The following is a 23,214-nucleotide window of genomic DNA, read 5'->3' as shown; positions in this document are numbered from 1 at the left end:
GAGAGTGCCAGCTCGGGTGCTGCGCACTTCCCGCCCACGGAGGAACCCCCGACGATGCCCACCTACCAGTACGCGTGCACGAACGCCGACTGCGGCAACCGCTTCGAGCTGGTGCAGTCGTTCACCGACCCGGCCGCCTCGGAGTGCCCGGTGTGCGGCAGCCCGGTCCGCAAGGTCTACGGCTCGGTCGGCGTCGTGTTCAAGGGCTCGGGCTTCTACCGCAACGACAGCCGGGCGCAGCAGGGCTCGGGCGGCTCCGGTGGGTCGAACGGCTCCGGCGGCGCGGCGGGCAAGGACGCGAAGGGCGGCTCGGCCAAGGACTCGGGCTCGTCGTCCGGGTCGTCGGGTGACTCGTCCGGATCGGCGTCGTCGTCGAGCGGATCGTCGCCCAACGGATCGTCGTCGAGCGGGTCGTCGCCGAACGGATCGTCGTCGACATCCTCGTCGAGCGGGTCGTCGGGATCATCGGGGTCGGGCAAGTCGGCCGCACCGGCGTGACCGCGGCCCGCTAGCACGGCCCACCGACGGGTTCGCACCGCGCCGTCCACAGCCGGCGCCGTCGTCCACAGTCAGGTCGGCCGCACCCGCGGACCCCGCCACGTTTCCTAGCGTGGCCTCGTGCTCACCTCCCTGCGCCTCGCCCTCGGCCGCGTCGGCCGATGGCCGCGCGCCGCCGCAGCGGCGGCGTGCCTGCTGCTCGCGGCGGTGTCGGCCCTCGCGGATCGCGCCGCGCCGGGCGCGTCGGCACGGGGGCACCCGGTGGTGATCAGCACGCGTGTCCTGGCCGCGGGGCACGCCCTCGTCGCGCGCGACCTGCGGGTCACGCGGTGGCCCGACCGGCCGCCGCTGCCCGGCACGCTCGCCGACGCGCGCCACCTGGTCGGTCACCGGCTGGCGGGTCCACTCGCGGCCGGCGAACCGGTCACGAGGCTGCGTCTCGTCGACGACCGGTTGACCATCGGGCTGGGGCGCTCGCTGGTCGCCCAGCCGGTCGACGTCGACACCGACGTTCGTGGGCTGGTCAACCCCGGCACCCGCGTCGACCTGCTCGCTGTCGCCGTCCCCGACACCGTGCCGTCGGGCGACGCCCCCGCCGCCGGGGCACAGCGGGTCGCCGACGGCGTGCGCGTCCTGGCCGTGCTGCCGGGGCCGCAGGACGCGACGTCCACCCGCGCCGGGTCACGGCTCGTCCTCGCCGTCTCGCGCCCCGACGCGGTGCGCATCGCCGGGCTGCGGGTGAACCGGATGTTCACGGTGGTGGGCAGTGGGCCCTAGTTCCGGTTGTGGCCAACGGGTCCTAGTCTCTTCTCGCGAGCGGCCCTCCGGTGGTCGCGCCGTCCCGAGGAGAGCACGTGATCAAGGGGTTCAAGGACTTCATCATGCGCGGCAACGTCGTCGAGCTGGCGATCGCGGTGGTGATCGGCACGGCGTTCCAGGCGGTGGTAAGCGGTGTCGTCAACGCCGTCATCAAACCGCTCGTGAACTCCGCCGGTGGTGCGAACGTCAACGGGCTCGGCTTCTCGCTGCGCCACACCGAGGGCGTGAAGGCGGGCTCGGCGCAGGACGTCCTCGGCAAGTCGACCTTCATCGACCTCTCGTCCATCGTCAACGCCGTCATCGCGTTCCTGGTGACCGCGGCGGTGGTCTACTTCTTCATCGTCGTGCCGATGAACACCTTCCAGGAGCGGCGCGCACTCAAGGCGGCCAAGGGCGAGCCCGATCCGACACCGCGGGCCGAGGACGTCATCCTGCTCGAACAGATCCGCGACCTGCTCGCCGCAAACTCCGCGACCGGGGTCGCCCAGACGAACCCCGCGAAGTCGCCGCCCACGGGCTGAGGACCCTCGCACGGCACGGTGCGAGCGCGGCGGCGGGGAGCGTCGGGTCAGTCGCCGTGGTGGGGCGGCCGCTCGCGGTGGTACCACTCCGCGTCGCGCTCGGCGCGCTCGTCGCCCCAGCCCACGTCGGAGTCGTCGCGCGAGCGCGACGGCAGCACCGGCTCGTCGTCGCGGGCCCGTGCCCGCCGGGGCGCGGATTCGCCGGAGCGCTGCGGTTGCCTGCGGTCGGTCACGGACAGTTCACCCACTCGTCGGTGCCGTCGGCGAACACCTGTCGCTTCCAGATCGGCAACCGGTCCTTGACCGTGTCGACCAGTTCGGCGCACAGCGCGAAGGCGGCCTGCCGGTGGGCGGTCGCGACCGCGGCCACCAGCGCGACGTCGCCGACCAGGAGCGGGCCGACGCGGTGGCTCACGGCGAGCGCGATCGTGCCCGGCCGGGCGGCGAGGTCGGCGGCGATCTCGCGCAGCACCTGCTCGGCGCTGGGATGCCCCTCGTACTCGAGCGCCAGCACGCGGCGGTCGTGGTCGTGGTCGCGCACCACGCCGGTGAAGACGACCTGCGCGCCGGCGCGGGGATCGGCGACCGCCCGTTCGTGCGCCACGACGTCGAGCGGCGCGGCGCCCACCGCGACGAGGCGTACCGGCGGCAGCGTCGGCCCGGCGACGGCCGCCGACTCGGGCTGCACCTGCGTCTGCGCCTGCGCCATGCGGGTCAGCACGTCGTCGGCCTCGTTCATCACACGCCCCCGCCCGGCTGATGGTCGCCGCCGCCGAGCTGGTCCACCGCGTGGTCGAGCAACGGGGTCAGGACCGCGAGCCCGTCGCGCACTCCACCCGGCGACCCCGGAAGCGTCACCACCAGGGCGGTACCGATCGTGCCCGCCACGCCGCGCGACAGCACCGAGGTCGGTACCCGGTCGCGTGACTCGACGCGAAGCGCCTCGGCGATGCCGGGCACCTCCCTGTCGAGCAGCGGCGCGACCGCCTCGGGCGTGACGTCGGTCGGCGTGAGGCCGGTGCCACCGGTCGTGAGCACGGCCCGGGCGCCGGCGGCCACGGCGTCGGTGACGGCCTCGCGGATCCGCTCGACCTGGTCGGGGACGATGCGACGCAGGGCGATCTCGTGGCCGAGGTCGACCAGGGACGACGCGAGGATCTCGCCGCTGTCGTCGCCACGCTCGCCGCTCGCCGAGCGGTTGGAACAGGTGATGACCGCGACCTTCACGACGGCCCCGGTGAGGTACGCGGCGCTGCCCCGTCCGGCGACCCGACCGCCGAGCCGACCGCCGCGGACGTGCTGCCCGGCGTGCGCTGCGGCGGGCTGGCCGGCGTGGCGCCCGCGGTGTCGCCGGTGCCGCCGGCGTGCCACGCGCCACTGCGGCCGCCGGCCTTGGCGACGAGCCGGACGTCGGTCAGCCGTGCCCCGCGGTCGACCGCCTTGACCATGTCGTAGAGGGCGAGGCCGGCGGCGACGACCGAGGTCAGCGCCTCCATCTCGACCCCGGTGCGGTCGGCGGTGCGGGTCGTCGCGGCGATGTCGACGGCGTCCGCGCCGACCTCGAGCTCGACGCTGACCGCATGAAGGGCGACGGGGTGGCACAGCGGAACGAGGTCGGACGTGCGCTTCGCGGCCGCGATACCGGCGATGCGGGCGACCGCGAGTGCGTCGCCCTTGGGCAACCCGTCGCGGCGCAGCAGCGCGATCACCTCGGGCGTCGTCTCGAAGCGGCCGGCGGCGGTGGCCGTGCGCGTCGTGACGTCCTTCGCCGACACGTCCACCATGCGGGCGGCGCCGTGGTCGTCGACGTGCGTGAGCCGGGCCGGCGAGCCCTGCGCGTGGTCGTCTGCGGACACGCTTTCGACAGTAGTCACCGCCGTGCGGCCTCCACGCGGGCCGGGCAAGATGGGCCGGTGCCCCCCGAACCACCGGCCACACCGGACCCGCCCGCCCCAGGCGGGGCACCGGGAGCCGGCCGCCGACGACGGCGGCCCCGTGGCGTGGTGATCGGCGTCCTGGGGGTCGTGGTCGCGCTCGTCGTGGCCCTCGTGCTGGTCGTGGTGCTGCGCGACGACCGGCAGGACGAGACCGACCCCGCGCCGACGGACGCCGTGAAGGACGCCGTCCCCATCGCGATGTCCGACGGCGTCACGATCCGCGCGCAGGTCACCGAGCCCGCCGCCCGCGGTCGCCGGCCACTGGTGATCATGCCGACCAGCTACGGCGCGAACTCCACGCAGTACGCCGTCGTCGCGCACCAGCTCAGCCGCGCCGGCTTCGTCACCGTCGCCTACACCCAGCGCGGGTTCGCACCGTCCGGCGGCTCGATCGACCTCGCCGGTCCCCGCACCCAGCAGGATGCCCGGGCGGTGCTCGACTGGTCGCTGCGCCACACCCGCGCCGACCCGGCGCACGTCGGCATGCTGGGCGTGTCCTACGGCGCCGGCATCTCGCTGCTCACCGCCGCGCACGACAAGCGGGTCCGGGCCGTCGTCGCGTTCAGCACCTGGGCGAGCCTGGCGCAGGCGTTCCACCCCGCTGACACCACCAGCGTGCTCGCGCTCAACGGCCTGCTGTCCAACGAGCGGGTGACCGATCAGCTGCGCTCGCTCGAGGACGGGCTCCGCACCGACCCCGCCACCTACGGCGACCACTTCGCCGCGCTGTCGCCGCCCCGCTCGCCCGCGACCTTCGTCGACCAGCTCAACGCCAACCGGCCGGCGATCATGCTGGCGAACGGCTGGCAGGACTCGCTGTTCGCGCCGGGCATGCTCGTGCCCTTCTACCGGCAGCTCACGACGCCGAAGCGATTGCAGCTCTCGGTCGGCGATCACACCGGCCCCGAGACCGACATGCTGGCCGGTACCCGCAGCCGCACCGGCGACGCCGCCTACGCCTGGCTGCTGCACTACCTCGGCGGCGCCGCCAACGGCATCGACGCCCAGCCGCCGGTGCAGCTCGAGGACGTCACCACCAAGACGGTGCAGGTCTACCGCGACTGGCCGAACGCCGGCGGCATCACGAATGCGCTCGCCGCGCCGACACCGTCCGGCGTGGCGATCACGCAGGCGCCGGCGACCTGGCAGGCGTCGGTGCGCACCGGCCAGGACAGCGCCGCCACCGCCGGGCTCAGCCAGTTCGTCCGCGCGGAGGCCTACCGGCTGCCCACCGCGCGGCCCGCCAGCTTGCCGGCCGACCGCGCCCTCGTCTGGTCGGCGGGCGCGCTCACGAAACCCACGAGGGTGCTGGGTTCGTCGCGCCTGACGCTGTCGGTCGCGTCGTCGTCGCCCCGCGCGACGCTGTTCGTCTACCTCTACGACACCGCGGCCGACGGCACGGCGTCGCTGATGACGCTGACGCCGTACACCGTGAGCGGTCTGCGCGCCGATGCCGCGAAGCCCGTCACCGTCGACACCGAGCCGATCGACTGGACGCTCGCGGCGGGGCACACCCTCACCGTCGTCGTCGACACCGTCGAGCCGCGCTGGAACCAGGTGGCGCCGGCCGGCTCGACGCTCACGCTGTCCTCGAGCGCCGCGACGCCGGCCCGGTTGACCGTGCCGCTCGGCTGAGGACGGCGCACCGCTCCCCCGTCAGCCGACCGTCGCCGCCGTCGGCGCACCGCCGGGCCCGGGCTCGCTCGCGACGGCCCCGGCGGGGCTGCAGTCCGGACAGCAGTCGGTGCAGTGCTCGTCGCGCAGCATCCGGCGCACCGCGCCCCAGGTCAGTCCCAACCCGAGCAGCACGACGAGCACGTAACGGCCCCACGACCCCTGCAGCGCGACCGCCAGCCGGCCGATGCGGGGCAGGTGACCGATCACGACCGGCACCCGTTCGCCGGCCGGCACCGCGTGCCACGGGTCGTCGGCGGGATTGGCGTCACCCCTGGTGTGCAGCACGACCCGGCCGCCGCGGTCGTGCGTGATCGCGACGATCCGGTGGGCGACCGGGGCCGGCTGCCCGGGTGGCACGAGGACCGCGATCTGCCCGACCTGCAGGGACCGCGTCGCCCGCGGGACCGTCAGCATCATGTCGCCCGGCTGATAGGTCGGTCGCATGCTGCCCGTCAACACGGTGCGCGCCGACACGTGCAGGAACGCGTGCGCGGCGACCATCGCGGCGAAGCCGAGCAGGGTGGCGCACGCCAGCGCTGCCGAGGTCACCCGGACCAGGACGCTCACCCGTCCGGGTCGCGGGTGCAGTCCGGTCGCTCGGGTGTGTCCGTCGTCGGATTGCCGCATGGCCTCGCCTGTCGCGTGGGTCGCTTTCCCTAGGCAGTCGGCCGGCACGGACCACGGTGCAGGGCCGGCCCGGCATCTCGACGTTTCGTCCACATTCGACGCGATGACGACGAACCGGCTCAGCCGTCGCCGTAACGCGTCGATGACTCAGATCACACGACGCGACGCCTGACACCGTCGCCGTTCCCCGCGCCAGCCCTGTCGAAGGAGACCTCCGTGCCGACGTCCACTCACCACTCCTGCCGCCGTGGCCGCTTCGGCGTCACCAGGTCGCTGGCCGCGGCCACCGCCGGCGTGGCGGGGATCGCCCTCACCGCCGGCGCGGTGTACGCGACCATGAGCGCCGACGCCTCCAACACGACGGCCGAGCAGGTGTCCAGCGGCACCCTCAAGCTGGTGCTCTCCGACCGCGGCGCCGGCTTCGGCCAGCAGATCGCCGACATCGCCCCCACCGACGTCGTCAACCGCTATGTCGACCTCGCCAACACCGGCACCCTCGCGGGACGGGCGCTGACCGTCGCCGTCGCCGACGCCGCACCGACCGCGCTGACGACCGACGCCGTGCGCGGGCTGCACGTGACCGTCTCGCAGTGCGCCGGCGCCACCTGGGATCCGACCAGCGGACAGTGCGGGGCCGGCGGGACCGTCACCAAGCTGATCGACACCGCGGCGCTCGCCGCGCTGGCCGCCACGCCCGCCGCCGTGTCCGCCGGCACGCTCGCGCCCGGCGACACCGTGCACCTGCAGGTGGCGGTCGCGCTGCCCGACCAGGTCGAGACCACCGTCAACGGCGTCCTGCCCGTCAACACCATCCAGGGCCTGTCCGCGAGCCTCACCTGGACCTTCGCCGAGGCGCAGCGCACCGGCGTCACGACCAACAACTGACCGGTGCGCGCCCTCCGGTCGCGGGTCGCGGTCGTCGCGTCGGCCGGTGTCCTGCTCGGCGTGGTCGCCGTCCCGCAGTGCGCGTCGGCCAGGCCGGCGGCACGCGGGACGAGGCCGCAGACCCTGACGAGCGCGCGCTGGTCGGCCGTCGCCTCGCCCAACGCCGTCGGGGGGCGCACGGGAGCGCTGCAGGTGCCGATGAGCGTGCTCGGTGGCAACCAGTACTTCTGGGTCACCAATGTCGGGACGACCCGGCTGACCGACGCGGCCGTCACCGTCACCTACTCGGTCACGGCGTCGACGGGGCTCGGCGTCGGCAGCCTGCAGCTCCTCGCGTGCACCGGCGCCGGGGCGGCGTGGAACGAGACGACCGGGGCCTGCGTCGGCGGTACGACGCAACTGCTCGCGACCACCGCGGCCGCGCCGACGGCGAGCACGGTCGTGCCGGCCGCTCCCGGCGGCGCGCTGCGCATCCAGCTGCACGCCGTCTCGTTGTCGGTTGCCGTCACCGCGGCCGTCTCCGTCACCGTCGTGCGTCGCTGACGCCCCACCGCCGACGGTCGTCCGGGGCACTGCGGCACTCGCGCACGTTCACTGAGCGATCATGCGCAAAATCCCCGTTCCGTAGGAACCCGCGCCGGCGTGGACCGAGCCCAGGAAGGGGTATTCGAGGATGAGCGCCAACAGCAGCGCCTGGCCCAGCACCTCGGTGACGACGACGAGCACGAAGCCGTGCACCAGCGCGGAGTCGAGCGAGAACAGGAACAGGCAACTCAGCGTGGCCGCGGCGCCGAGCAGGACGAGCACCTTGAGCGCGCCCGGCACCGTGCCGTCCGCCTCTTCCGTGCGCGCCCGGTTCTGCTCGGTCAACGCCGAGAGCGTGCTCTGCATCTCGTCGTAGGCGGCGACCCGCACGTCGTCGCCGGGCGGTGCGATGCGCGCCACGGCGTCGTAGACCGCCGCGAGCTCGCCGCTGTTCGGCGTCTCGCCCCGCTCCATCGCCGGGAACTGCGTTCCTTCGAGATCGCGCACGTAGCGGCGGATGGCGTCGTCCACCACTCGCTGCTCGGCCGGGTCGAAGGTCGACCTGGCGGTCCGCGCGAGCTGCGCCAGTGCGGTCGCCTCCTTCGACACCGTGGTCTCGGCGCCCTCGAAGCTGGTCCAGAGGGTCACGATCACGAACCCGAGGAGCACGCCGTAGACGCCGACGACGAGCGAGAGGACCACGGCGAGGATCTCGTTGTGGTTGCCGCGAGCCGGATGCATCCGCCGCCGGTAGGCCCGCAGCAGCAGCACGACGCCGACCTCCAGGAGCACGCCGAACACGACGAACAGCGCCCACGTCGGCACGTGGACCAGCAGCCAGCGGTCCATCAATCGCTCCTGCCGGCGGTCGCCCCGCCGTCGCCGGACGCGACGGGGACCGCCGGCGCCCGATCGGCCGGCGCCAGGTCCGGCGCGGGCGCGGCGGTGATGACGATCGGCTCCGGCTGCCGGGTGAGCGAGCCCAGGGTGGAGATGATCCGGGTCAGCACGCCGTACACGAGCTCGGCCGAGAATCCGCCGAGCAGGGCGAGCACCGGTTTGCTGAGCGAGTCCGACGAGGTGTCGCCGAGCGGGATGATCTCGGCGAGCACGAGGCCCGCGATGAGGCCGAGCAGGAACCGAGCCCAGTAGGTCGGCGCGTACCGCGGCTCGTAGGTGAAGGCCGTGATGTGCAGATTGGCCTTGAACAGCGCGGCGAACGACGCGCCGATCCCGGCGCCGCTGAGCAGGAACACCTCGTTGACGGCGGTCTCGAGACCCGAGCTGGTGAAGATGTCACCACTGCCCTTCGTGACCACCGACGACGTCGCCGTCGCCGCGAACACCGCGATGCAGGCCACCGCCGTGATCATCAGCCGGCGGACGAGCGGCACGTCGCGACCCCACTCGGTCAGGCCCCGATCGTCGGTGTCGCCCAGGTAGCGCAGGCTCAGCGGAGTCGCCGGTGCCACGGCTTGCGCGAGCAGCCAGTGATCGGCCAGCACCCGTCGTACCCCCTCGGCGTCCGCCGGGTCGACGGACCTGATCTCGTCGGCGCGCAACGCGACCGCGACCGGGACGTGCCGGCCACGAGCGAGCAGGTACGTGACCATGAGCCAGTTGTCCATCGACGCGACCTCCAGTGCGCGCGCCGCGGTCGCGTCGCTCATCGCGCGGCCCGGCCGGTCGGCGGCAGCGGGCAGGACGAGTACCGGCCCGCCGGGCTGCCGCCCTGCCAGGCGACCACCACGACGTGCGCCCCGCGGCGGATCGCGGCGGCGGCCGCCGCGGTCGGGCGCCAACCCGGTCGATCGAGGAGGGGGGACACCGCCGCGACCCGGCGCCGGTCGTGGGAGTAGACGACCGCGCGGAAGACCCGCAGCTGCTGCGGGGCGGCCGGCCCCGTCGACCACGCGAGCCGCGCCGCCGACACGGTGGTGAGCACCGGGCCGGTCCCACGTCGCGCCGCGACGCAGCCGATCGCGACGACCGCCGCACAGCCACGGGCCGTCGCGCCGGGCGAGCCGGTGCGCGCCGGCAGGCAACGGCGGCCGGGTGCGGCCGCCGCGGACAGCGCCGCGAGCAGCGTCGGCAGGGTCCTCGCGCCCGACGCGACGGCTCGCGCCACGAGCACCGATCCGGGCATGCCGGGCCAGCCCGCTCCCGCGTCGCCGACCGTCAGCCCGAACAGCACACGCTGGACGGTGAGCTCGTCGTCCGGCCCCTTGCCGACGAACGGCGACGGACCCTCGCGCGCCAACGAGTACGTCAGCGGCGGCGAGACGTCCTCGGTGTCGGTGTAGTCGACGTCGCCGGCGTGGGGGATGTCGAGCGCGGCGGCGTTCGTCACGCGCTGCGCGAGGACGGCGAAGTACGACGCGAAGCCTTCGGACCAGGCGAGCTGTTCGCCCTCGATCCGGCCGTGCGTCGCGGCCTGCCCCTGGCCGATGGCATGCGGCCCCTCCACCCCGGCGGTGAGTCCGAGGCTCTGCTCGACGTAGTGGCCGAACTCGTGCTGCGTCACGTCCCAGTCGAAGCGATCGTCGCGCAACAGGTGCAGGGCCCCGTCGCCACCGGGGTTGAAGCTGGAGATGATCCGGGCGGTCGGGTAGAGCGCGGTGAGCCGTACCGCCAGTCCCGGCGTCACCAGCCCGGCGGCCCGCGTGGCCGACACGAGGGCGTCGCCCACCGCGAACGCCGTGTTGTTGTCGGCGCGGTTGTTGGCCCGCAGCGTCACCCGCAGCCGCAGCGCCCCGACCAGGTTCAGCTCGGAGGAGTCGATGCCCCAGGGTGTCGAGGTGGCCTCGTCGGCGACGCGCACGCCGGGGTAGACGCTGCGGACGCGCAGCACGCACCGTCGGCAGCGTCGCCGGTCGCGATCGGCGACGTCGCCGGCGAACGAGCCGTCGTCGGAGGTGACTCCGAGCGACACCGAGCGGTCCCGCTCGAGGTCGACCAGTTCGACCGCGGCCGCGCGGATGGCGTGGGCTCGTCCCGTCGCGTCGTCGTAGCGGGCCTGCCCGCGCACGGTGAGCCCGACGCCCTGTCCCGTCACGAGCCCGACCTCGTCGCGCGCGTCGCCGTAGCGGATGTCGCGCAGGCGGTGCCGGAACGTCGTCACGGACTCGTGCGGTCGACGGCGTTGCGCCACCGTCAGCGCCACCGCCTCGGGACCGGCGTCGCTGGCCACGACGTCGCCGGATTCCTCGCTGACGTAGAGCACCCTGCGCAGGGTCTCGCGCCGTCCCGACGCGACGACCTCGGCCGTCGCGGTCAGCGTGCCCGTCACCCGCACGGCGACCCGGACCTTGCCGGGGAAGCGGAGCTCCGGTGCCGATGCCGGCGTCGGGACTGCGGCGTCCGCCCGCTCGGCGACGAAGATCCCGGCGCTGCCGTGCAGCGCGACCTTGCGGACCACCGACCGCGCCGGAGCGGCGACGACCACCGTCACGGCGGTGAGGGCGCCGGCGCGCCAGGACGCGGGTGGCCGGACGTCCAGGCCGTAGGGCTCGACGGCGTGGCGTACCGCCGCCCGGCCGGGTTCCGGCGTGGGGCGAGCGGTCGACGCCGACGCGGCCGGGGTGCCGCGGTGGGCCGTGCACGCGACCAGGCCGGCGGATGCCAGCGTCGCCGCGGCGCAGACCGTGGCCGTCAGGCCGGGCCGACCGACCGCGCGGCGGCGGCCGCGCCGCGTCACGCGTCCCACGGATCGCGCTCCGCACCGTGCCAGCCCCAGCAGTTCCGGTAGCCGCCCGCATCCGGTCCACCCTTCTGCGCGCCGGCCAGGGCGGCGTCGATGTCGGCGGCCGAGACGGTCAGGCCCTGTGCCGCCGACACTGTCGTCACCGCGCTCTTCATGGCGGCGACGACGGCGTCGGCGAGCTGCGGGTCGGCCGTCAGCCGGCGAAGGAAGGTCACGGCGTCCTGCTGACTCATGGCTGCTCCTCGGGTCGTGACGTGCAGTGGGAAAAGGAGTGCGGTGCGCCCGGAACGGGCGTCTCACATTCCGGTGATCTGACCCAGGCGGTGGACGTGGGCGGTGCAGATGTGTCGGCCGTTGTGCCAGTGCTCGACCGTCACGTGCCGATTCGCCGGCTGACCGTGCCAGCTCTTCACGACCCGGATCTCGTGCGCAGGCCTGGGCGAGGCGGCGTATTCGCGTATCCCGAGGTCGTCGTCGATCTTCGTCGTGAGGTGATCCGCCACCTCGTGCTTGTCCTGGACTTCGAAACCGGGCCGTTCGCGGAATGTCACCGTCATGATTCGCTCCTCGCGCTGGTTGAACTCCCGGTGGAGTCCGTCGGACAGCGAGCAAACGCCCGTGACGACACCCGCGCTTCGTCACATTTGACGATGTGCCGCCTGCCTGGCGACGCCGACGCTGGCGGCTGCCCGTCCGAACCGCGACGGGGACGTCGAACACGAAGGAGACAGACCATGTCGCAGGAAGACGCCGTCACGCTGATCAAGCAGCTGAACGACGACGAGTCGCTGGCGAAGTCGGTCCGGACCGCGCAGCTGGACGCGGTCGTGGCCGAGGCCAAGAAGACGGGTCTCGAGGTCAGCGGTGACGACCTCAAGGCCGCCCTGAACGGCGCGCAGAAGGGCAGCATCGACGTCAACATCCCCGGCTGGTTCTCGACCACCGTCAACTGGGACTGAGGCGCCGGCCGGGCTGATCCCCGGGGGGCGGCCCGGCCGATCCCACCCCGACCGACGACACCGAGAAAGGAGCACCGATGAACGTGGTCATCAGTCCCGCGGTCCACGCCTACGCGAGCGACGAGGATCTGCAGCGCCTGAACGCGATCCAGTCGCTGCGCGACGTGGACGCGGCGAACCCGGGGTACCACGACCTGCGCCTCGGCAAGGACCGCTACGTGGCCGGCTACGACAAGGCCACCGACACGCTGACGTTCGTCGCGGTCTACCGCCACCACAACACCAGGAAGGAGAAGCAGGCCGGCACGGCGGTGCCCGGCTATCACTGACCCCGTGCCTGTCGCAGCAGGTCGCCGCCCACCAGCTCGCCCCCCACCTCAGCGAGCACCCCGGGCAGCCGGCAGGAACGCCGGGTCAGCGCCACCGCGTCGCCCAGCGAGCGGACGTCGAGCTTGCCGTAGACGCTCCGGACGTGGGCGCGCACGGTGGCGAGGGAGACGACCTGCTGTCGCGCGATCTGCACCGGCGTGCGGCCCGTCGCGAGCGCGGCGAGGACCACCTGCTCGCGAGGCGTGAGCAGGTCGAACCGACGCGCTTCGGCGATCCGGAGCGTCAGGTCGCGACGCGTCCGGGCGGCGCGGTCCGTCGGCCACCCACCGCGGACCGCGCCGGCGGTCAGCCGGACGATGTCGTCGCCCGGCAGCCGGCCGTCGAGGACGAGCGCCTGCGTGTCGGCCGCGATCCGGGCCAGCACGGCGATGTCCGCGTCGGGGCCGGCCATCACGACGGTGCGCCGCGGTAATGCCCGAATATCCGGTGGGGCCACCCCCCGTCCCTTTGTCAAGATCAATAGCACCGCGTCGCCGAATCCCGATTCGCGACCATTCCTCGGGTCGCCGGAGTTGATGGCCGCAATTCCCGCGACGCCGAGTCCGGCGACGTACATGGCGGCGAGGATTGCGTCGTGACACACGACGGTGGTGCGGGTCGGACATCCGGAATCGACTGCATCGGTGGGTGACATGCGCGATGTCTGTCACGTTCCGCACGATTTGTCCGATTGGCGAATTGGCGGCATTCTCGCCTCCGACGACGCGCGTCGCGGGTTCCGCAGCTGCGCCCCGCGACGATTTCGGCGCGCTTCGAATACGGCGCGATTCCGGCCGATAGGCCGACGTGACCCGTTGGCGCATTCCCGCAGCGCGGAGATCGACTTACGGACGCGAATTCGGAGACGATCGACACCCTCGTCCGCTCGCTTCACCCGGCCTGTACAGTTCCGTCGCCGCCGGAACCGGGAGGGAACGCGAGATGGTGCGTCGGACGAGTCGTGTCGTGGGAACGGTCGGGGCGCTCGTCGCTGCGGCGACGACCGTGGCCGCAGCACCGGCGGCGGCCGCAGCACCGGCGGCGGCCGCGACGGCGGTCCCGTCGGTCACGTCGCTGTCCGCCACGAGCGGGCCGCTGAGCGGCGGCGGTCGCATCACGGTGGTGGGCAGCAGATTCGCCCGTGGCGCCACGGTCACCTTCGGTGGCAGCGCAGGGCGTTCGGTGACGTACGTGTCGGCGAGCCGGCTCACCGTGACCGCGCCGCCGCACGCCGCCGGCACCGTCGACGTCCGGGTGCGGACGGCGAAGGGCACGTCGGCCGTCCGGGCCGCCGACCGGTTCCGCTACGTCGCGGCGCCTTCGATCACCTCGGTCGCACCCGTCGCCGGGCTGCCCGGCGGCGGGGCGACGGTAGTGGTGCGAGGCGTCAACTTCACCTCGACGACCGCGGTCGCCTTCGGGTCGACGCGCGCGGCCGCCCGGTACGTCTCGGCGACGCAGTTGAGCGCCACCGCGCCCGCGCACGAGGTCGGCGTCGTGGACGTGGTCGCGAGCAACGCCTACGGGCGTTCCGCGGCGACCGCCGCCGACCGGTTCACCTACCGCGACGCGCCGCAGCCGGTGTCCGACCTCCGGCTGGCCGACGTCGGTACGACGACCGCGACGCTGCGATGGACCCCGTCGGCCACGGCGGACGTGACAAGCGTGATCGTCCGCCGCGCGACCGGTGCCGTGCCGCCGGCCACGGTCGGCGACGGCACCGCGGTCGCCACGGTGCCGGCGGGCACGAACACCGTCCTCGACAGCGGGCTCACCAGGGCGAGCACGTACTCCTACGCCGCCTTCGCCGCCGTGCCGGGACCGCTCTTCGCGCGAGCGGCGACGCTGACCGCAACCACGGTGACGAACTCGCGGCCGGACGTGCCGACCCAGGTGGGCGTGAGCCCGGGCGCGGGGAGCAACGCGGCGGGCTGCACCGTCGACGCGCCGTGCGGCATCCCCTCGACCGCCGGCTCGCCGGTCTCGCTCGTGGCAAACGCGAGCGACCCCGACGGCGACGCCGACCGGGTCACCGTCCGGTTCCGGCTCTGGGACGCCACCGGCGCCACGCCGGACTACCTGCTCGACGCCGACGACCCGGACGGCGTCGCCGCGCCGGTGTCCGGCGCCGGGGGCACCGCCTTCGTGCGCGTGGCGGCGTCCCGCCTCGTGGAGGGCCATCTCTACGGCCTCGACGCGACGGCGTCCGACGGTCGCCTGGCCAGCGTCACCACCGCGGCCCGCTACTTCCGGCTGGACACGACCTCGCCGACGAACGTCGCGGTGACCTCCGACGACACCGGGTTCCAGGTCGGCAGGACCGCGCACTTCCACCTGAGCGCCACCGATCCGACTCCGGCGACGGGTGCGGCATCGGGCGTCGATCACTTCGCATACAGCTTCAGCTCGAGCTCGGCCCTCGACAGCGACGGCGGCACGCACGTGACCGCCGTCGACGGCAGCGCCGACATCACCGCGACGCCGACGACGTGGGGTCCGAGCTCCCTGTACGTCGTCGCCGTCGACGCGGCGGGCAACCACTCCGACGTCCGGACCTACCAGTTCTACGTCCAGGGCTGAGCGGCCTGCCCGTAGGCTGACCGGGCACGATCCCCGCCCTCGTAGCTCAGGGGATAGAGCGCCGGACTCCTAAGCCGGGCGTCGCAGGTTCGAATCCTGCCGGGGGCACCGATGTGCGCTGCCGCTCCGACCTGCATCGTCGCGGCCAGGACCGCGACGATGCAGGTCGAACTCGGCGAGTGGGGTGGGGATGGCCGGGACGCCGCGTGCCGACGCCATCACCCGACGTCGCCCGAGCGACCTCCGCATGACGGCGGTCGCGGCGTTCGCGCTCTCGGCGCTGGCCGCGGTGCTGGTCAAGCTGACGCTCGCGCCCTCGCCGTTCGGCGACCTGCGGATCTACCAGCTCGAGGGCGCCGCCGTCCGTCACGGCGCCGACCTCTACGGACCGCTGCCCGGCGTGCACGGGCTCGCGACCTACCCGCCCTTCGCCGGCATCGTGTTCGTCGCGACGACGCCGCTGCCCTTCGCGGCGTTGACGGTGCTCAACCTGCTGGCGACGCTCGCCACGCTCGCGTGGGTGTGCATCGCGGCCGGGCGCCTCGGCGGCCTCGACCGCGGGCGGGCGGTGACGTTCGGCCTGCTCGTCGCGGCCGCGGGCGTCTGGTGCGAGCCGGTCGCGATGACGCTGCAGTACGGCCAGCTCAACCTCTACCTGCTGGCGCTCGTGCTGTGGGACGTCACCCGGCCACCGGGATCGCGGCTGCCGGGCGTGGGGATCGGGCTCGCCGCGGCGGTGAAGGTGACGCCGGGCGTCTTCGTCGTCTACCTGCTGTTGACGCGCCGGTTCGCGACCGCGGCCAGGGCGGCGGTGACGTTCGGGGCGACGGTGGCCGTCTCGCTGCTGGTCGACGCCCGCGCGACCGTCGCCTTCTGGACCGACCATCTCTTCGACGTCGAACGCGTCGGCCGGCTCGAGAACGCGGTCAACCAGTCGGTGCGCGGCTGGCTCGTCCGGGTCGACCACACCCGCGACACCCCGCCACCGGCACTGCTGCTCGTCGTGGCGGTCGCGGTCGTCGGCCTCGTCGCGGCGACGCGCGCCCACGACCGCTTCGGCGACCGGTGGGGCGTCCCCGCCTGCGGGGTCACCGGCCTGCTCTGCTCACCCGTCGCGTGGAGCCATCACTGGGTCTGGTGCCTGCCCGTCCTCGTCCTGCTCGCGATCGAGCGCGTCTGGTGGCTCGTGGTGGCCGGTGTCGCGACGTTCTGGTCGTTCGCGGTCTGGGCCGTCCCGCACCGCGACGGCGCCGAGCTGCATCTCTCGGCCGGGCAGGTCCTGGTCTCCGGCTGGTACGTCGTGTTCGGCATCGCCTTCCTCGCACTGACGCTCGTCCGCACCCGCCGGCGTGTCCCGCGGACGGCGGCGCGCGCCGTCGGCTGACATGCTGGACGCGTGACCGATCCCGTCCTGCTCCCCCACCTCGGCTCCGAGATCGGTCGGCTGCGCCACGTCGTCACGCACCGCCCCGGCCGCGAGCTCGACCGGCTGACGCCGAGCAACATCCGTGGCCTGCTCTTCGACGACGTCCCGTGGGCCGACCGTGCCCGCGAGGAGCACGACGCGTTCGTCGAGGTGCTCGCGAGCCGCGGCGCGACGGTGCACCACTTCGCCGAGCTGCTGACCGGCGCGCTCGACACCGCGGACGGCCGCGAGTTCGTCGTCGAGCGCACCTGCACCCCCGAGCGGTTCGGCGAGCAGATGGCCCGCTCGCTGCGCCGTCTCGTGGACGACGCCGACGCGCGCACGCTCGCCGGCCTGCTGATCGGCGGGGTGCTGAAGTCCGACGTCGACCTCACCGCATCCGCCGGCCTGCACTGGCAGTCGCTCGGCGCCGACGACCTCGTCCTCCCCCCGCTGCCGAACACGCTGTTCCAGCGCGACAACTCCGCGTGGATCGGCTCCGGCGTCACCGTCAACCCGATGGCCAAGCTGGCCCGGCAGCGCGAGTCCGTCCACACCCGGGCGGTGTACCGCTACCACCCGCTGTTCCGGGACGCGCAGTTCACGTTCCTCTACGGCGACGACGACCGCGACCACCGGCCGGCGACCCTCGAGGGCGGCGACCTGCTCGTGCTGAGCGAGGACGTCGTGCTGGTCGGCATGGGCGAGCGCACCACCCCGAGCGCGGTCGAGCTGCTCGCGACCCGGCTGTTCGCCGCGGGCTCGGCGCGCACCGTCCTCGCCGTCGACATCCCGGCCGCGCGCGCCACGATGCACCTCGACACCGTGCTCACGATGGTCGACGTCGCGACCTTCGTCGCGTACCCGATGCTCGACCTCGAGGCACTCCGCGCGTGGCGGCTGACGCCGGGCGACGACGCCGGGACGCCGTTACGGGTGACGCCGGCCGGCGACCTCGTCACCGCGCTGGCCGAGGCCCTGCACGTCGACGAGGTACGGGTGCTGCGCGCCGGCGACGACCCGCACGCCGCCGAGCGCGAGCAGTGGAGCGACGGCAACAACTACTTCGCCCTCGAACCCGGCGTGGTCGTCGGCTACGACCGCAACGTCGTGACGAACGCGTTGCTGGAGAAGCACGGCATCGAGGTGCTCACCGTGTCCGGCGGCGAGCTCGGCCGCGGCCGCGGCGGAGCACGGTGCATGACCTGCCCGATCGTGCGCGACCCGGTCGCCGCGGGATGAGCCCCGCCGCCGCCCGTCGCGCGTACGTGGTCACCGGCGCCGGTCGCGGGGTCGGCCGCGCGATCGCGCAGCGCCTCGCGCGCGACGGTGCCGTGGTCGCGCTCGACCTCGACGCCGACGCGCTGTCGTGGACGGCCGACGAGCCGGCGGTGACCGCGGTGTCCGGCAGTGCCGCGGACCCCGCCGTCGCCACGGCAGCGGCGAGCCGGGCGGCCGAGACCGGGTCGCTCGCGGGGTGGGTCAACAACGCCGCGGTGTTCCGCGACGCCGAGCTGACCGACCCCGTCGCCGTCCTCGGCTTCGTCGAGGCCAACCTGGCCCCGGCCGTCGTCGGGTGCGCCGCCGCGGTCGCGGCGTTCCGGGCGGCGGGCCGCGGCGGCGCGATCGTCAACGTCTCCAGTCACCAGGCGCAGCGCCCGGTGCGCGGCGCCCTCCCCTACGCGACCGCGAAGGCGGCGATCGAGGGGCTGACCCGCGCGGCCGCGGTCGACCACGGCCCGGAGGGCATCCGCGTGAACGCCGTCGCTCTCGGGTCGATCGACACCGAGCGCTACCGACAGCTGCTCGACGACCTGCCCGCCCAGGATGCCGCGGCGACGCGGGCCGACATGGCCGACCTGCACCCGCTCGGCCGGGTCGGCCGGGGCGACGAGGTCGCCGACACGGTCGCCTATCTGCTCTCCGACGCGGCCTCCTTCGTGACCGGCGCGATCGTCCCCGTCGACGGCGGACGCTCGGTGCGTGGACCCGACCCGGAGCAGCGGTGACCCCGGGACGCGTCCCGCTAGCCTGATCGGATCGTGAGCGAAGACCAGAACCCCCCGGCCGCACCGGCAGCACCGGCCCCCGAGGTCGTCGAGGCCGAACTGGCGATCGAGCAGCGGCACGTGACGCGCCTCTACGAGCTGCGCGACCGGCTGCTCACCGACGCCAGGGCGGCGCTGGCGCGTACGGCGAGCAGCGGCACCGTCGGCACCCCCGGGGCCCGGACCGAGCGCGACGCGTTCATGCGCCTGTACGGCGAGCGGGTGCGCACGCTCGAGAACGTCGAGGCGCGCATGTGCTTCGGTCGGCTCGACGTCGACACCGGCGAGCGTCGCTACGTCGGGCGCATCGGCCTGTCGGACGAGGAGCGACACGAGCTGCTCGTCGACTGGCGGGCACCCGCGGCCGAGCCGTTCTACCAGGCCACGGCGGCACGACCCGGCGGCGTGCTGCGACGCCGACAGATCTCCACCACGCGCCGCCGCGTCACCGACATCCAGGACGAGGTGCTCGACCTCGCCGGCTTCGAGGCGGCGGGCGTCGACGGCGGCCACGTCGTCGTCGGCGAGGGCGCGCTGTTCGCGAGCCTCGACGCCGCCCGCGGGTCACGGATGCGCGACATCGTGGCGACGATCCAGTCCGACCAGGACGCGGTCATCCGCGCACCGCTCGCCGGGGTGCTCGTCGTGCAGGGCGGGCCGGGGACGGGCAAGACCGCGGTCGCGCTGCACCGCACCGCGTTCCTGCTGTACGCCAACCGGGAGCGGATCGCCCGGTCCGGCGTGCTGCTCGTGGGGCCCAACCGGGTGTTCCTGCGCTACATCGACCAGGTGCTGCCCGCTCTGGGCGAGGCCGACGCCGTGGTCATGGCGACGCCGGGCGAGCTCTACCAGGGCGTCGTCGCGACCGCCGTCGAGACCGCGGACGTCGTCACCCTCAAGGGCGAGCTGCGGATGGCCCGGGTGATCGCGGAGGCCGTCAAGCGGCGGCAGCGCCTGATCAACTCCGGTCGGCCGCTCGACGTCGAGGGCACCGTCATCAGGCTGCAGCCGCGGTACGTGCGCGAGGCGCGCGAGGCCGCCCGCCGCTCACGCGCCCCGCACAACGTCGCCCGCCGCACCTTCGTGTCGGTGGTCATGCGCCACCTGGTGCGGGCGCTCGCCGCGGCCCGCGGGACGGACGTCGACGACGACACCCGCCCGGGACTGCTCGCCGAGCTGTACGCGGCGCGCGACGTGCGCCGTGAGCTCAACCTGTGCTGGCCGCCGATCAGCCCCGAGCGGCTGCTGCGCGACCTGTTCGCGGTGCCGGAGCGGTTGGCCGAGGCCGCCCCCCGGCTCGGCCGCGACGAGCGGGCCCGGCTGCGGCGCGACCGCGGCGCCCCGTGGTCCGCCGCCGACGTCCCGCTGCTGGACGAGGCCGCCGAGCTGCTCGGTGCCGACGAGACGAGCGACGCCACCGTGACCGCCGCCCGCGCCGAGGCCGAGCGTCGCGCCGAGGTCGAGTACGCCCGGCAGGTGCAGGACACCTTCGGCGGCGCGGACTTCGGTACCGCCGAGCAGCTGGCGTCCCGCTACGCCGGCGGCGGCTCCTTCGCCACCGTCGCCGAGCAGGCCGAGACCGACCGCGCGTGGGCGTTCGGGCACGTCGTCGTCGACGAGGCGCAGGAGCTCTCGCCGATGATGTGGCGGCTGCTCATGCGCCGCTGCCCGTCCCGCTCGTTCACCGTCGTCGGGGACGTCGCGCAGACCGGTTCGGCGGCGGGCACGACGGCCTGGTCCGACGTCCTCGCGCCCCACGTCGGCGACCGCTGGCGGCAGGCCGAGCTGACGGTCAACTACCGCACCCCGGAGCAGGTGATGGACCTCGCCGCGGCGGTGCTGCGCGCGGCCGGATCGTCGGTGCAGGCGCCGACGTCGGCGCGGGTGGGGCGTCACGAACCGGTCTTCACCCGCACCGCGGACGATCCCTGCGGTGCCGCCGCGCTCGCCGACGTCGTCACCCGGGAGCGGCAGGACAGCGGCGGCGGGACGGTCGCCGTCATCACGCCCGCGGCCGGGCACGACACCGCGGTGGCCACCGTGCGCGCGGCCCTGCCCGAGGGGATCGTGACCGCCGACTCCGACGCGCTGGGCTCGCCGGTGTCCGTGCTCACCGTCGCCGCCGCGAAGGGGCTCGAGTTCGACACGGTGGTCCTCGTGGAGCCTGCGGCGATCGTCGCCGAGTCGCCGCGCGGGGTCAACGACCTCTACGTCGCCCTCACCCGGCCGACGCAGCGACTGCACGTCGTCCACTCGGCCGTGCTGCCCGCCGGTCTCAGTCCTCGCCCGTCTCGGCCCGCACGAAGCGATTGAGCAGCGACATCCCCGCGGCGACGACGAGCTCGCGGTCCTGCGTCATCACGTAGCGGAAGCGACGGTCGTCGTCGACCGAGCGCTCGCTCTCGGCGACGAGCTCCTGCGCCGCGAGCGCGACCGCGCCGTGCGTGCCGAGCACGACCAGCACCCATTCGTCGCGCAGCGGGTCGTCGGGCGCGATGTCCGCACCGTGGGTGCCCTCGGCGGGGCGGCGGGGCATCCCGACGCCGAACACCACCACCATCGGCGAGCGGACCGCGAACGAGGAGTACCGGCGGGCGACGTCGGCGCCGAAGCGCGACGCGCTCTGCACCGCACAGAGCACGACCGGCGGGTCGTTCAGGGTCGCGGCCTGTGCCTCGATCTCGTCGGTCAACTGCCGCAGCACGGCCTTGCGGGCGATGCGGTAGCCGCGCCGCTCCGAGATCAGCTGGTAGGGGGTCGGCGCGGCGTCGATCCGGCTGACGCGGCGGGCGCGCAGCGGCGCGGTGCCGGGATGCAGGCCGGCGGGTCGGCCGAACAGGTAGCCCTGGCCGAGCGACGCGCCGATCGCCAGCGCCCGCTCGAGCTGCTCCTCGGTCTCGATGCCCTCGGCGAGCATCAGCGCACCGGTGCGCTCGCAGTACGCGGACACTCCGCGCAGCGTGCGCGCTGCCTCGGCGTCCATCGTGCGCTGCACGAAGGTCAGGTCGAGCTTGACCATGTCCGGCCGGATGAACTCGAGCATGGCGAGCGAGTCGGGGTTCACCCCGACGTCGTCGACGGCGATCCACCAGCCGGTGTCGCGAGCCTCGTCCACGGCCGCGAGCAGCGCCGACGGCTCGGTGAGGATCTTGCGCTCGGTGAGCTCCAGCACGATCGTCAGCCGCTCGGCCGCGGTGCGCCAGATCTGGCGCGACTCCTCGGGCGGCCGCAACCGGGACGCGACCGGCTCGACGTTGACGAACAACGCGGTGTCGGTGTCGATGCCCGACTCGAGCCCGCCACGCAACGCCGCGGTGCGGCACGTCCAGTCCAGCTCGGCCAGCCGTCCACCGCGATCCCCCTCGGCGAACAGCTGAGCCGTGGTCACGTCACCGAGGCCGGGCCAGCGCGCGAGCGCCTCGTAGCCGACGACGGGACGGGCGGACGCGGTCAGGTCGACCACCGGTTGGTACAGCATCACCGGCGGGCCCGCCGCCAATGCGCGGTCGACGAGATCTACCCCTCCGCCGGTGCGTGGCGGCCGTGACATCGCGGTGCAGCTCCCCGTCCTCGCATCCCCCGTGCGATTCGTGCGTGCGCAGCCAGTGTGCCCGGTCCCGGGGGGCAGCGGCGAGCGGGTACTGGCCGAGTAGTCCGCGGCACCGTCCGTTTGCCCGAAGTCGACCCGGTTGCCCCGCTTGCCACGGCCGCGAAACGGGCCGGTGACACGACAGAGCCCCGCGACCGTGCGGTCGCGGGGCTCCGCAGAGATGCCGGGTGACGGCCGGCGTCGCCGGAGAGTCGGCGCTCAGCCCTCGATCTCGTCGGCGTCGGCCTTCGCCAGCTCGGTGTCGGTCGTGGCGCCGTCGGCCTCTCGCTTCGACACGTCGGCCCACTTCTCGTCGCTTGAGGTCTGGTCGTTGACCTGCTCGACCATCTCCTGGTCGCTGACGCCTTCGCCGGCCTTGTGGGTCTCGCCCATCGGTGTCTCCTTCACGGTCTGCGGTGCTGTCCGGACTGTCCGCGGTCAGCGGTACCCAGGGGACCCGGTCAGCGAACCAGGACCGTGATGATCCCGACGACGATCCCGCCCGCGGCGAGCGCGTATCGCACGACGCCGCGATCCCAGGGCCGCCCGTGGTCGATCGACAGCCGACCGGCCCCCACCAGCGTGATGCCGAGCGCCAGCACGGTGAGCAGCAGCTCGTACTCGTAGCCGCTGTTCATGGCGAAGAAGGCGTTCTTGCCGGCGTCCGCCTTGACCGCGGTCGCGCCGGCCATCGTGGCGATCAGCGCGGCACCGGCGAACGACGTGCCCAGCCCCACGATGAGCAGCGCGCCGCCGCCGAGCTCGGCCAGCCCGGCCAGGAACGCGAGCGGCTTGCCCGGGCTGTACCCGGCCGATTCGAAGAACTGCGCCGTGCCGGTCAGGCCGTTGCCGTTGAACCAGCCAAAGAGCTTCTGCCCGCCGTGGGCGATGAAGACCACGCCGGCGATCACGCGGATCGCCAGCAGGCCGAGGTCGTGTTCGCTGAATCGGCCGCGCGTCCGGGGCGTCGGCGTCGCATCGGCACGGTCGGTGGTCGGGGTGGCGGTTGCAGCCACGAGGATCACTCCCTGAGTCGGTGAACGTTCAACTATCGACCGTAGCGGACGTCAGG

General features: G+C 73.9%; 27 protein-coding genes and 1 tRNA gene. 14 read left to right on the top strand and 14 right to left on the bottom strand.

Annotated features, from left to right (window positions below):
* Positions 1–54: 54 nt before the first annotated feature.
* The 3 genes from BUE29_RS20315 (at position 55) to mscL (ending at position 1,838) form a co-directional block, all read left to right on the top strand.
* On the top strand, positions 55–498 hold the full coding sequence (locus BUE29_RS20315; protein ID WP_073392293.1) for an FmdB family zinc ribbon protein: 444 nt from the start codon (positions 55–57) through the stop codon (positions 496–498).
* A 120-nt stretch (positions 499–618) separates the two neighbouring features.
* Positions 619–1,275: an SAF domain-containing protein gene (locus BUE29_RS20310; RefSeq protein ID WP_084181560.1), complete on the top strand. Its 657-nt coding sequence runs from the start codon at positions 619–621 to the stop codon at positions 1,273–1,275.
* 77 nt (positions 1,276–1,352) lie between these two features.
* Positions 1,353–1,838 carry a large conductance mechanosensitive channel protein MscL gene (gene mscL, locus BUE29_RS20305; protein ID WP_073392292.1) on the top strand — a complete coding sequence of 162 codons (486 nt, stop codon included), beginning with the start codon at positions 1,353–1,355 and terminating at the stop codon, positions 1,836–1,838.
* Positions 1,839–1,885: 47 nt separating this feature from the next.
* On the opposite strand, the gene BUE29_RS20300 is transcribed toward mscL, so the two are convergent.
* From BUE29_RS20300 to moaC, 4 genes are read right to left on the bottom strand one after another with little or no spacing between them, the layout of a single operon-like run.
* Positions 1,886–2,071 (bottom strand): hypothetical protein, encoded by a 186-nt coding sequence (locus BUE29_RS20300; protein ID WP_073392291.1) that lies wholly within the window; start codon positions 2,069–2,071, stop codon positions 1,886–1,888.
* A complete protein-coding gene (locus tag BUE29_RS20295) occupies positions 2,068–2,577 on the bottom strand; it encodes a molybdenum cofactor biosynthesis protein MoaE (RefSeq protein ID WP_234971538.1) in 510 nt (169 codons plus the stop codon). The genes BUE29_RS20300 and BUE29_RS20295 overlap by 4 nt, the downstream gene beginning before the upstream one ends.
* Complete coding sequence (locus BUE29_RS20290; protein ID WP_073392290.1) at positions 2,577–3,065, bottom strand: MogA/MoaB family molybdenum cofactor biosynthesis protein; 489 nt, start codon at positions 3,063–3,065, stop codon at positions 2,577–2,579. Before BUE29_RS20290 ends, BUE29_RS20295 begins: the two co-directional genes overlap by 1 nt.
* On the bottom strand, positions 3,062–3,694 hold the full coding sequence (gene moaC / locus BUE29_RS20285) for a cyclic pyranopterin monophosphate synthase MoaC (RefSeq protein ID WP_234971537.1): 633 nt from the start codon (positions 3,692–3,694) through the stop codon (positions 3,062–3,064). The genes BUE29_RS20290 and moaC overlap by 4 nt, the downstream gene beginning before the upstream one ends.
* Positions 3,695–3,841: 147 nt before the next feature.
* Here moaC and BUE29_RS20280 point away from each other — a divergent pair, with 147 nt between their 5' ends.
* Positions 3,842–5,410, top strand: a complete 1,569-nt coding sequence (locus BUE29_RS20280) for a CocE/NonD family hydrolase (RefSeq protein WP_143168292.1) — start codon at positions 3,842–3,844, stop codon at positions 5,408–5,410.
* Between the two features lie 21 nt (positions 5,411–5,431).
* On the opposite strand, the gene BUE29_RS20275 is transcribed toward BUE29_RS20280, so the two are convergent.
* Complete coding sequence (locus tag BUE29_RS20275; RefSeq protein WP_073392288.1) at positions 5,432–6,019, bottom strand: signal peptidase I; 588 nt, start codon at positions 6,017–6,019, stop codon at positions 5,432–5,434.
* Between the two features lie 276 nt (positions 6,020–6,295).
* Between BUE29_RS20275 and BUE29_RS20270 the strand changes: the two genes are divergently transcribed.
* Together BUE29_RS20270 and BUE29_RS20265 are read left to right on the top strand one after the other, a co-directional pair.
* A complete protein-coding gene (locus BUE29_RS20270; protein ID WP_073392287.1) occupies positions 6,296–6,964 on the top strand; it encodes a TasA family protein in 669 nt (222 codons plus the stop codon).
* A 3-nt stretch (positions 6,965–6,967) separates the two neighbouring features.
* Complete coding sequence (locus tag BUE29_RS20265) at positions 6,968–7,507, top strand: hypothetical protein (RefSeq protein ID WP_073392286.1); 540 nt, start codon at positions 6,968–6,970, stop codon at positions 7,505–7,507.
* A gap of 48 nt (positions 7,508–7,555) precedes the next feature.
* Here BUE29_RS20265 and BUE29_RS20260 read toward each other — a convergent pair whose 3' ends face one another.
* The 5 genes from BUE29_RS20260 to BUE29_RS22650 all read right to left on the bottom strand — a co-directional run bounded on the left by BUE29_RS20260 (position 7,556) and on the right by BUE29_RS22650 (position 11,749).
* A complete protein-coding gene (locus BUE29_RS20260; protein ID WP_073392285.1) occupies positions 7,556–8,338 on the bottom strand; it encodes a bestrophin-like domain in 783 nt (260 codons plus the stop codon).
* The gene (locus BUE29_RS22260; protein ID WP_143168291.1) at positions 8,338–9,159 is read right to left on the bottom strand and encodes a hypothetical protein; all 822 of its coding nucleotides are present in this window, start codon (positions 9,157–9,159) and stop codon (positions 8,338–8,340) included. Before BUE29_RS22260 ends, BUE29_RS20260 begins: the two co-directional genes overlap by 1 nt.
* Positions 9,156–11,195 carry a hypothetical protein gene (locus BUE29_RS20255; protein WP_159440915.1) on the bottom strand — a complete coding sequence of 680 codons (2,040 nt, stop codon included), beginning with the start codon at positions 11,193–11,195 and terminating at the stop codon, positions 9,156–9,158. Before BUE29_RS20255 ends, BUE29_RS22260 begins: the two co-directional genes overlap by 4 nt.
* Positions 11,183–11,425 carry a hypothetical protein gene (locus BUE29_RS22655; RefSeq protein ID WP_073392283.1) on the bottom strand — a complete coding sequence of 81 codons (243 nt, stop codon included), beginning with the start codon at positions 11,423–11,425 and terminating at the stop codon, positions 11,183–11,185. The genes BUE29_RS20255 and BUE29_RS22655 overlap by 13 nt, the downstream gene beginning before the upstream one ends.
* Positions 11,426–11,488: 63 nt before the next feature.
* A complete protein-coding gene (locus BUE29_RS22650; protein ID WP_073392282.1) occupies positions 11,489–11,749 on the bottom strand; it encodes a hypothetical protein in 261 nt (86 codons plus the stop codon).
* Between the two features lie 177 nt (positions 11,750–11,926).
* Between BUE29_RS22650 and BUE29_RS22645 the strand changes: the two genes are divergently transcribed.
* Positions 11,927–12,151, top strand: a complete 225-nt coding sequence (locus tag BUE29_RS22645; RefSeq protein WP_073392281.1) for a Nif11 family protein — start codon at positions 11,927–11,929, stop codon at positions 12,149–12,151.
* Positions 12,152–12,228: 77 nt separating this feature from the next.
* Complete coding sequence (locus BUE29_RS20235) at positions 12,229–12,480, top strand: hypothetical protein (protein WP_073392280.1); 252 nt, start codon at positions 12,229–12,231, stop codon at positions 12,478–12,480.
* On the opposite strand, the gene BUE29_RS20230 is transcribed toward BUE29_RS20235, so the two are convergent.
* Positions 12,474–13,175, bottom strand: coding sequence for a response regulator transcription factor (locus BUE29_RS20230; protein ID WP_143168289.1), 702 nt, complete (start codon positions 13,173–13,175; stop codon positions 12,474–12,476). The genes BUE29_RS20235 and BUE29_RS20230 overlap by 7 nt on opposite strands.
* 311 nt (positions 13,176–13,486) lie before the next feature.
* Between BUE29_RS20230 and BUE29_RS20225 the strand changes: the two genes are divergently transcribed.
* The 6 genes from BUE29_RS20225 to BUE29_RS20200 all read left to right on the top strand — a co-directional run bounded on the left by BUE29_RS20225 (position 13,487) and on the right by BUE29_RS20200 (position 20,866).
* Positions 13,487–15,100 carry an IPT/TIG domain-containing protein gene (locus BUE29_RS20225; protein ID WP_073392278.1) on the top strand — a complete coding sequence of 538 codons (1,614 nt, stop codon included), beginning with the start codon at positions 13,487–13,489 and terminating at the stop codon, positions 15,098–15,100.
* A 35-nt stretch (positions 15,101–15,135) separates the two neighbouring features.
* Positions 15,136–15,208 (top strand) — tRNA-Arg (locus BUE29_RS20220).
* Positions 15,209–15,347: 139 nt separating this feature from the next.
* Positions 15,348–16,484 carry a glycosyltransferase 87 family protein gene (locus tag BUE29_RS20215; RefSeq protein ID WP_159440914.1) on the top strand — a complete coding sequence of 379 codons (1,137 nt, stop codon included), beginning with the start codon at positions 15,348–15,350 and terminating at the stop codon, positions 16,482–16,484.
* Between the two features lie 12 nt (positions 16,485–16,496).
* Complete coding sequence (locus BUE29_RS20210; RefSeq protein ID WP_200800343.1) at positions 16,497–17,747, top strand: arginine deiminase; 1,251 nt, start codon at positions 16,497–16,499, stop codon at positions 17,745–17,747.
* Complete coding sequence (locus BUE29_RS20205) at positions 17,744–18,514, top strand: SDR family NAD(P)-dependent oxidoreductase (RefSeq protein WP_073392276.1); 771 nt, start codon at positions 17,744–17,746, stop codon at positions 18,512–18,514. The genes BUE29_RS20210 and BUE29_RS20205 overlap by 4 nt, the downstream gene beginning before the upstream one ends.
* Positions 18,515–18,547: 33 nt before the next feature.
* Entirely contained in the window at positions 18,548–20,866 is a 2,319-nt protein-coding gene (locus BUE29_RS20200) for a HelD family protein (protein ID WP_084181550.1), read from the top strand.
* On the opposite strand, the gene BUE29_RS20195 is transcribed toward BUE29_RS20200, so the two are convergent.
* The 3 genes from BUE29_RS20195 to BUE29_RS20190 form a co-directional block, all read right to left on the bottom strand.
* On the bottom strand, positions 20,829–22,103 hold the full coding sequence (locus BUE29_RS20195) for a sensor domain-containing phosphodiesterase (protein ID WP_073392275.1): 1,275 nt from the start codon (positions 22,101–22,103) through the stop codon (positions 20,829–20,831). The two genes, BUE29_RS20200 and BUE29_RS20195, sit on opposite strands and share 38 nt — an antisense overlap.
* 258 nt (positions 22,104–22,361) lie before the next feature.
* Complete coding sequence (locus tag BUE29_RS22925; RefSeq protein WP_200800342.1) at positions 22,362–22,535, bottom strand: hypothetical protein; 174 nt, start codon at positions 22,533–22,535, stop codon at positions 22,362–22,364.
* 68 nt (positions 22,536–22,603) lie between these two features.
* Entirely contained in the window at positions 22,604–23,158 is a 555-nt protein-coding gene (locus BUE29_RS20190; protein ID WP_084181602.1) for a DoxX family protein, read from the bottom strand.
* Between the last annotated feature and the right edge of the window lie 56 nt (positions 23,159–23,214).

The sequence above is a fragment of the Jatrophihabitans endophyticus genome (assembly GCF_900129455.1).
In the GTDB taxonomy this organism is placed as follows: Bacteria; Actinomycetota; Actinomycetes; order Mycobacteriales; family Jatrophihabitantaceae; genus Jatrophihabitans; species Jatrophihabitans endophyticus.
The sequence above is the reverse complement of the archived record's forward strand: the minus strand, read 5'-3'. Positions and strand labels throughout refer to the sequence as shown.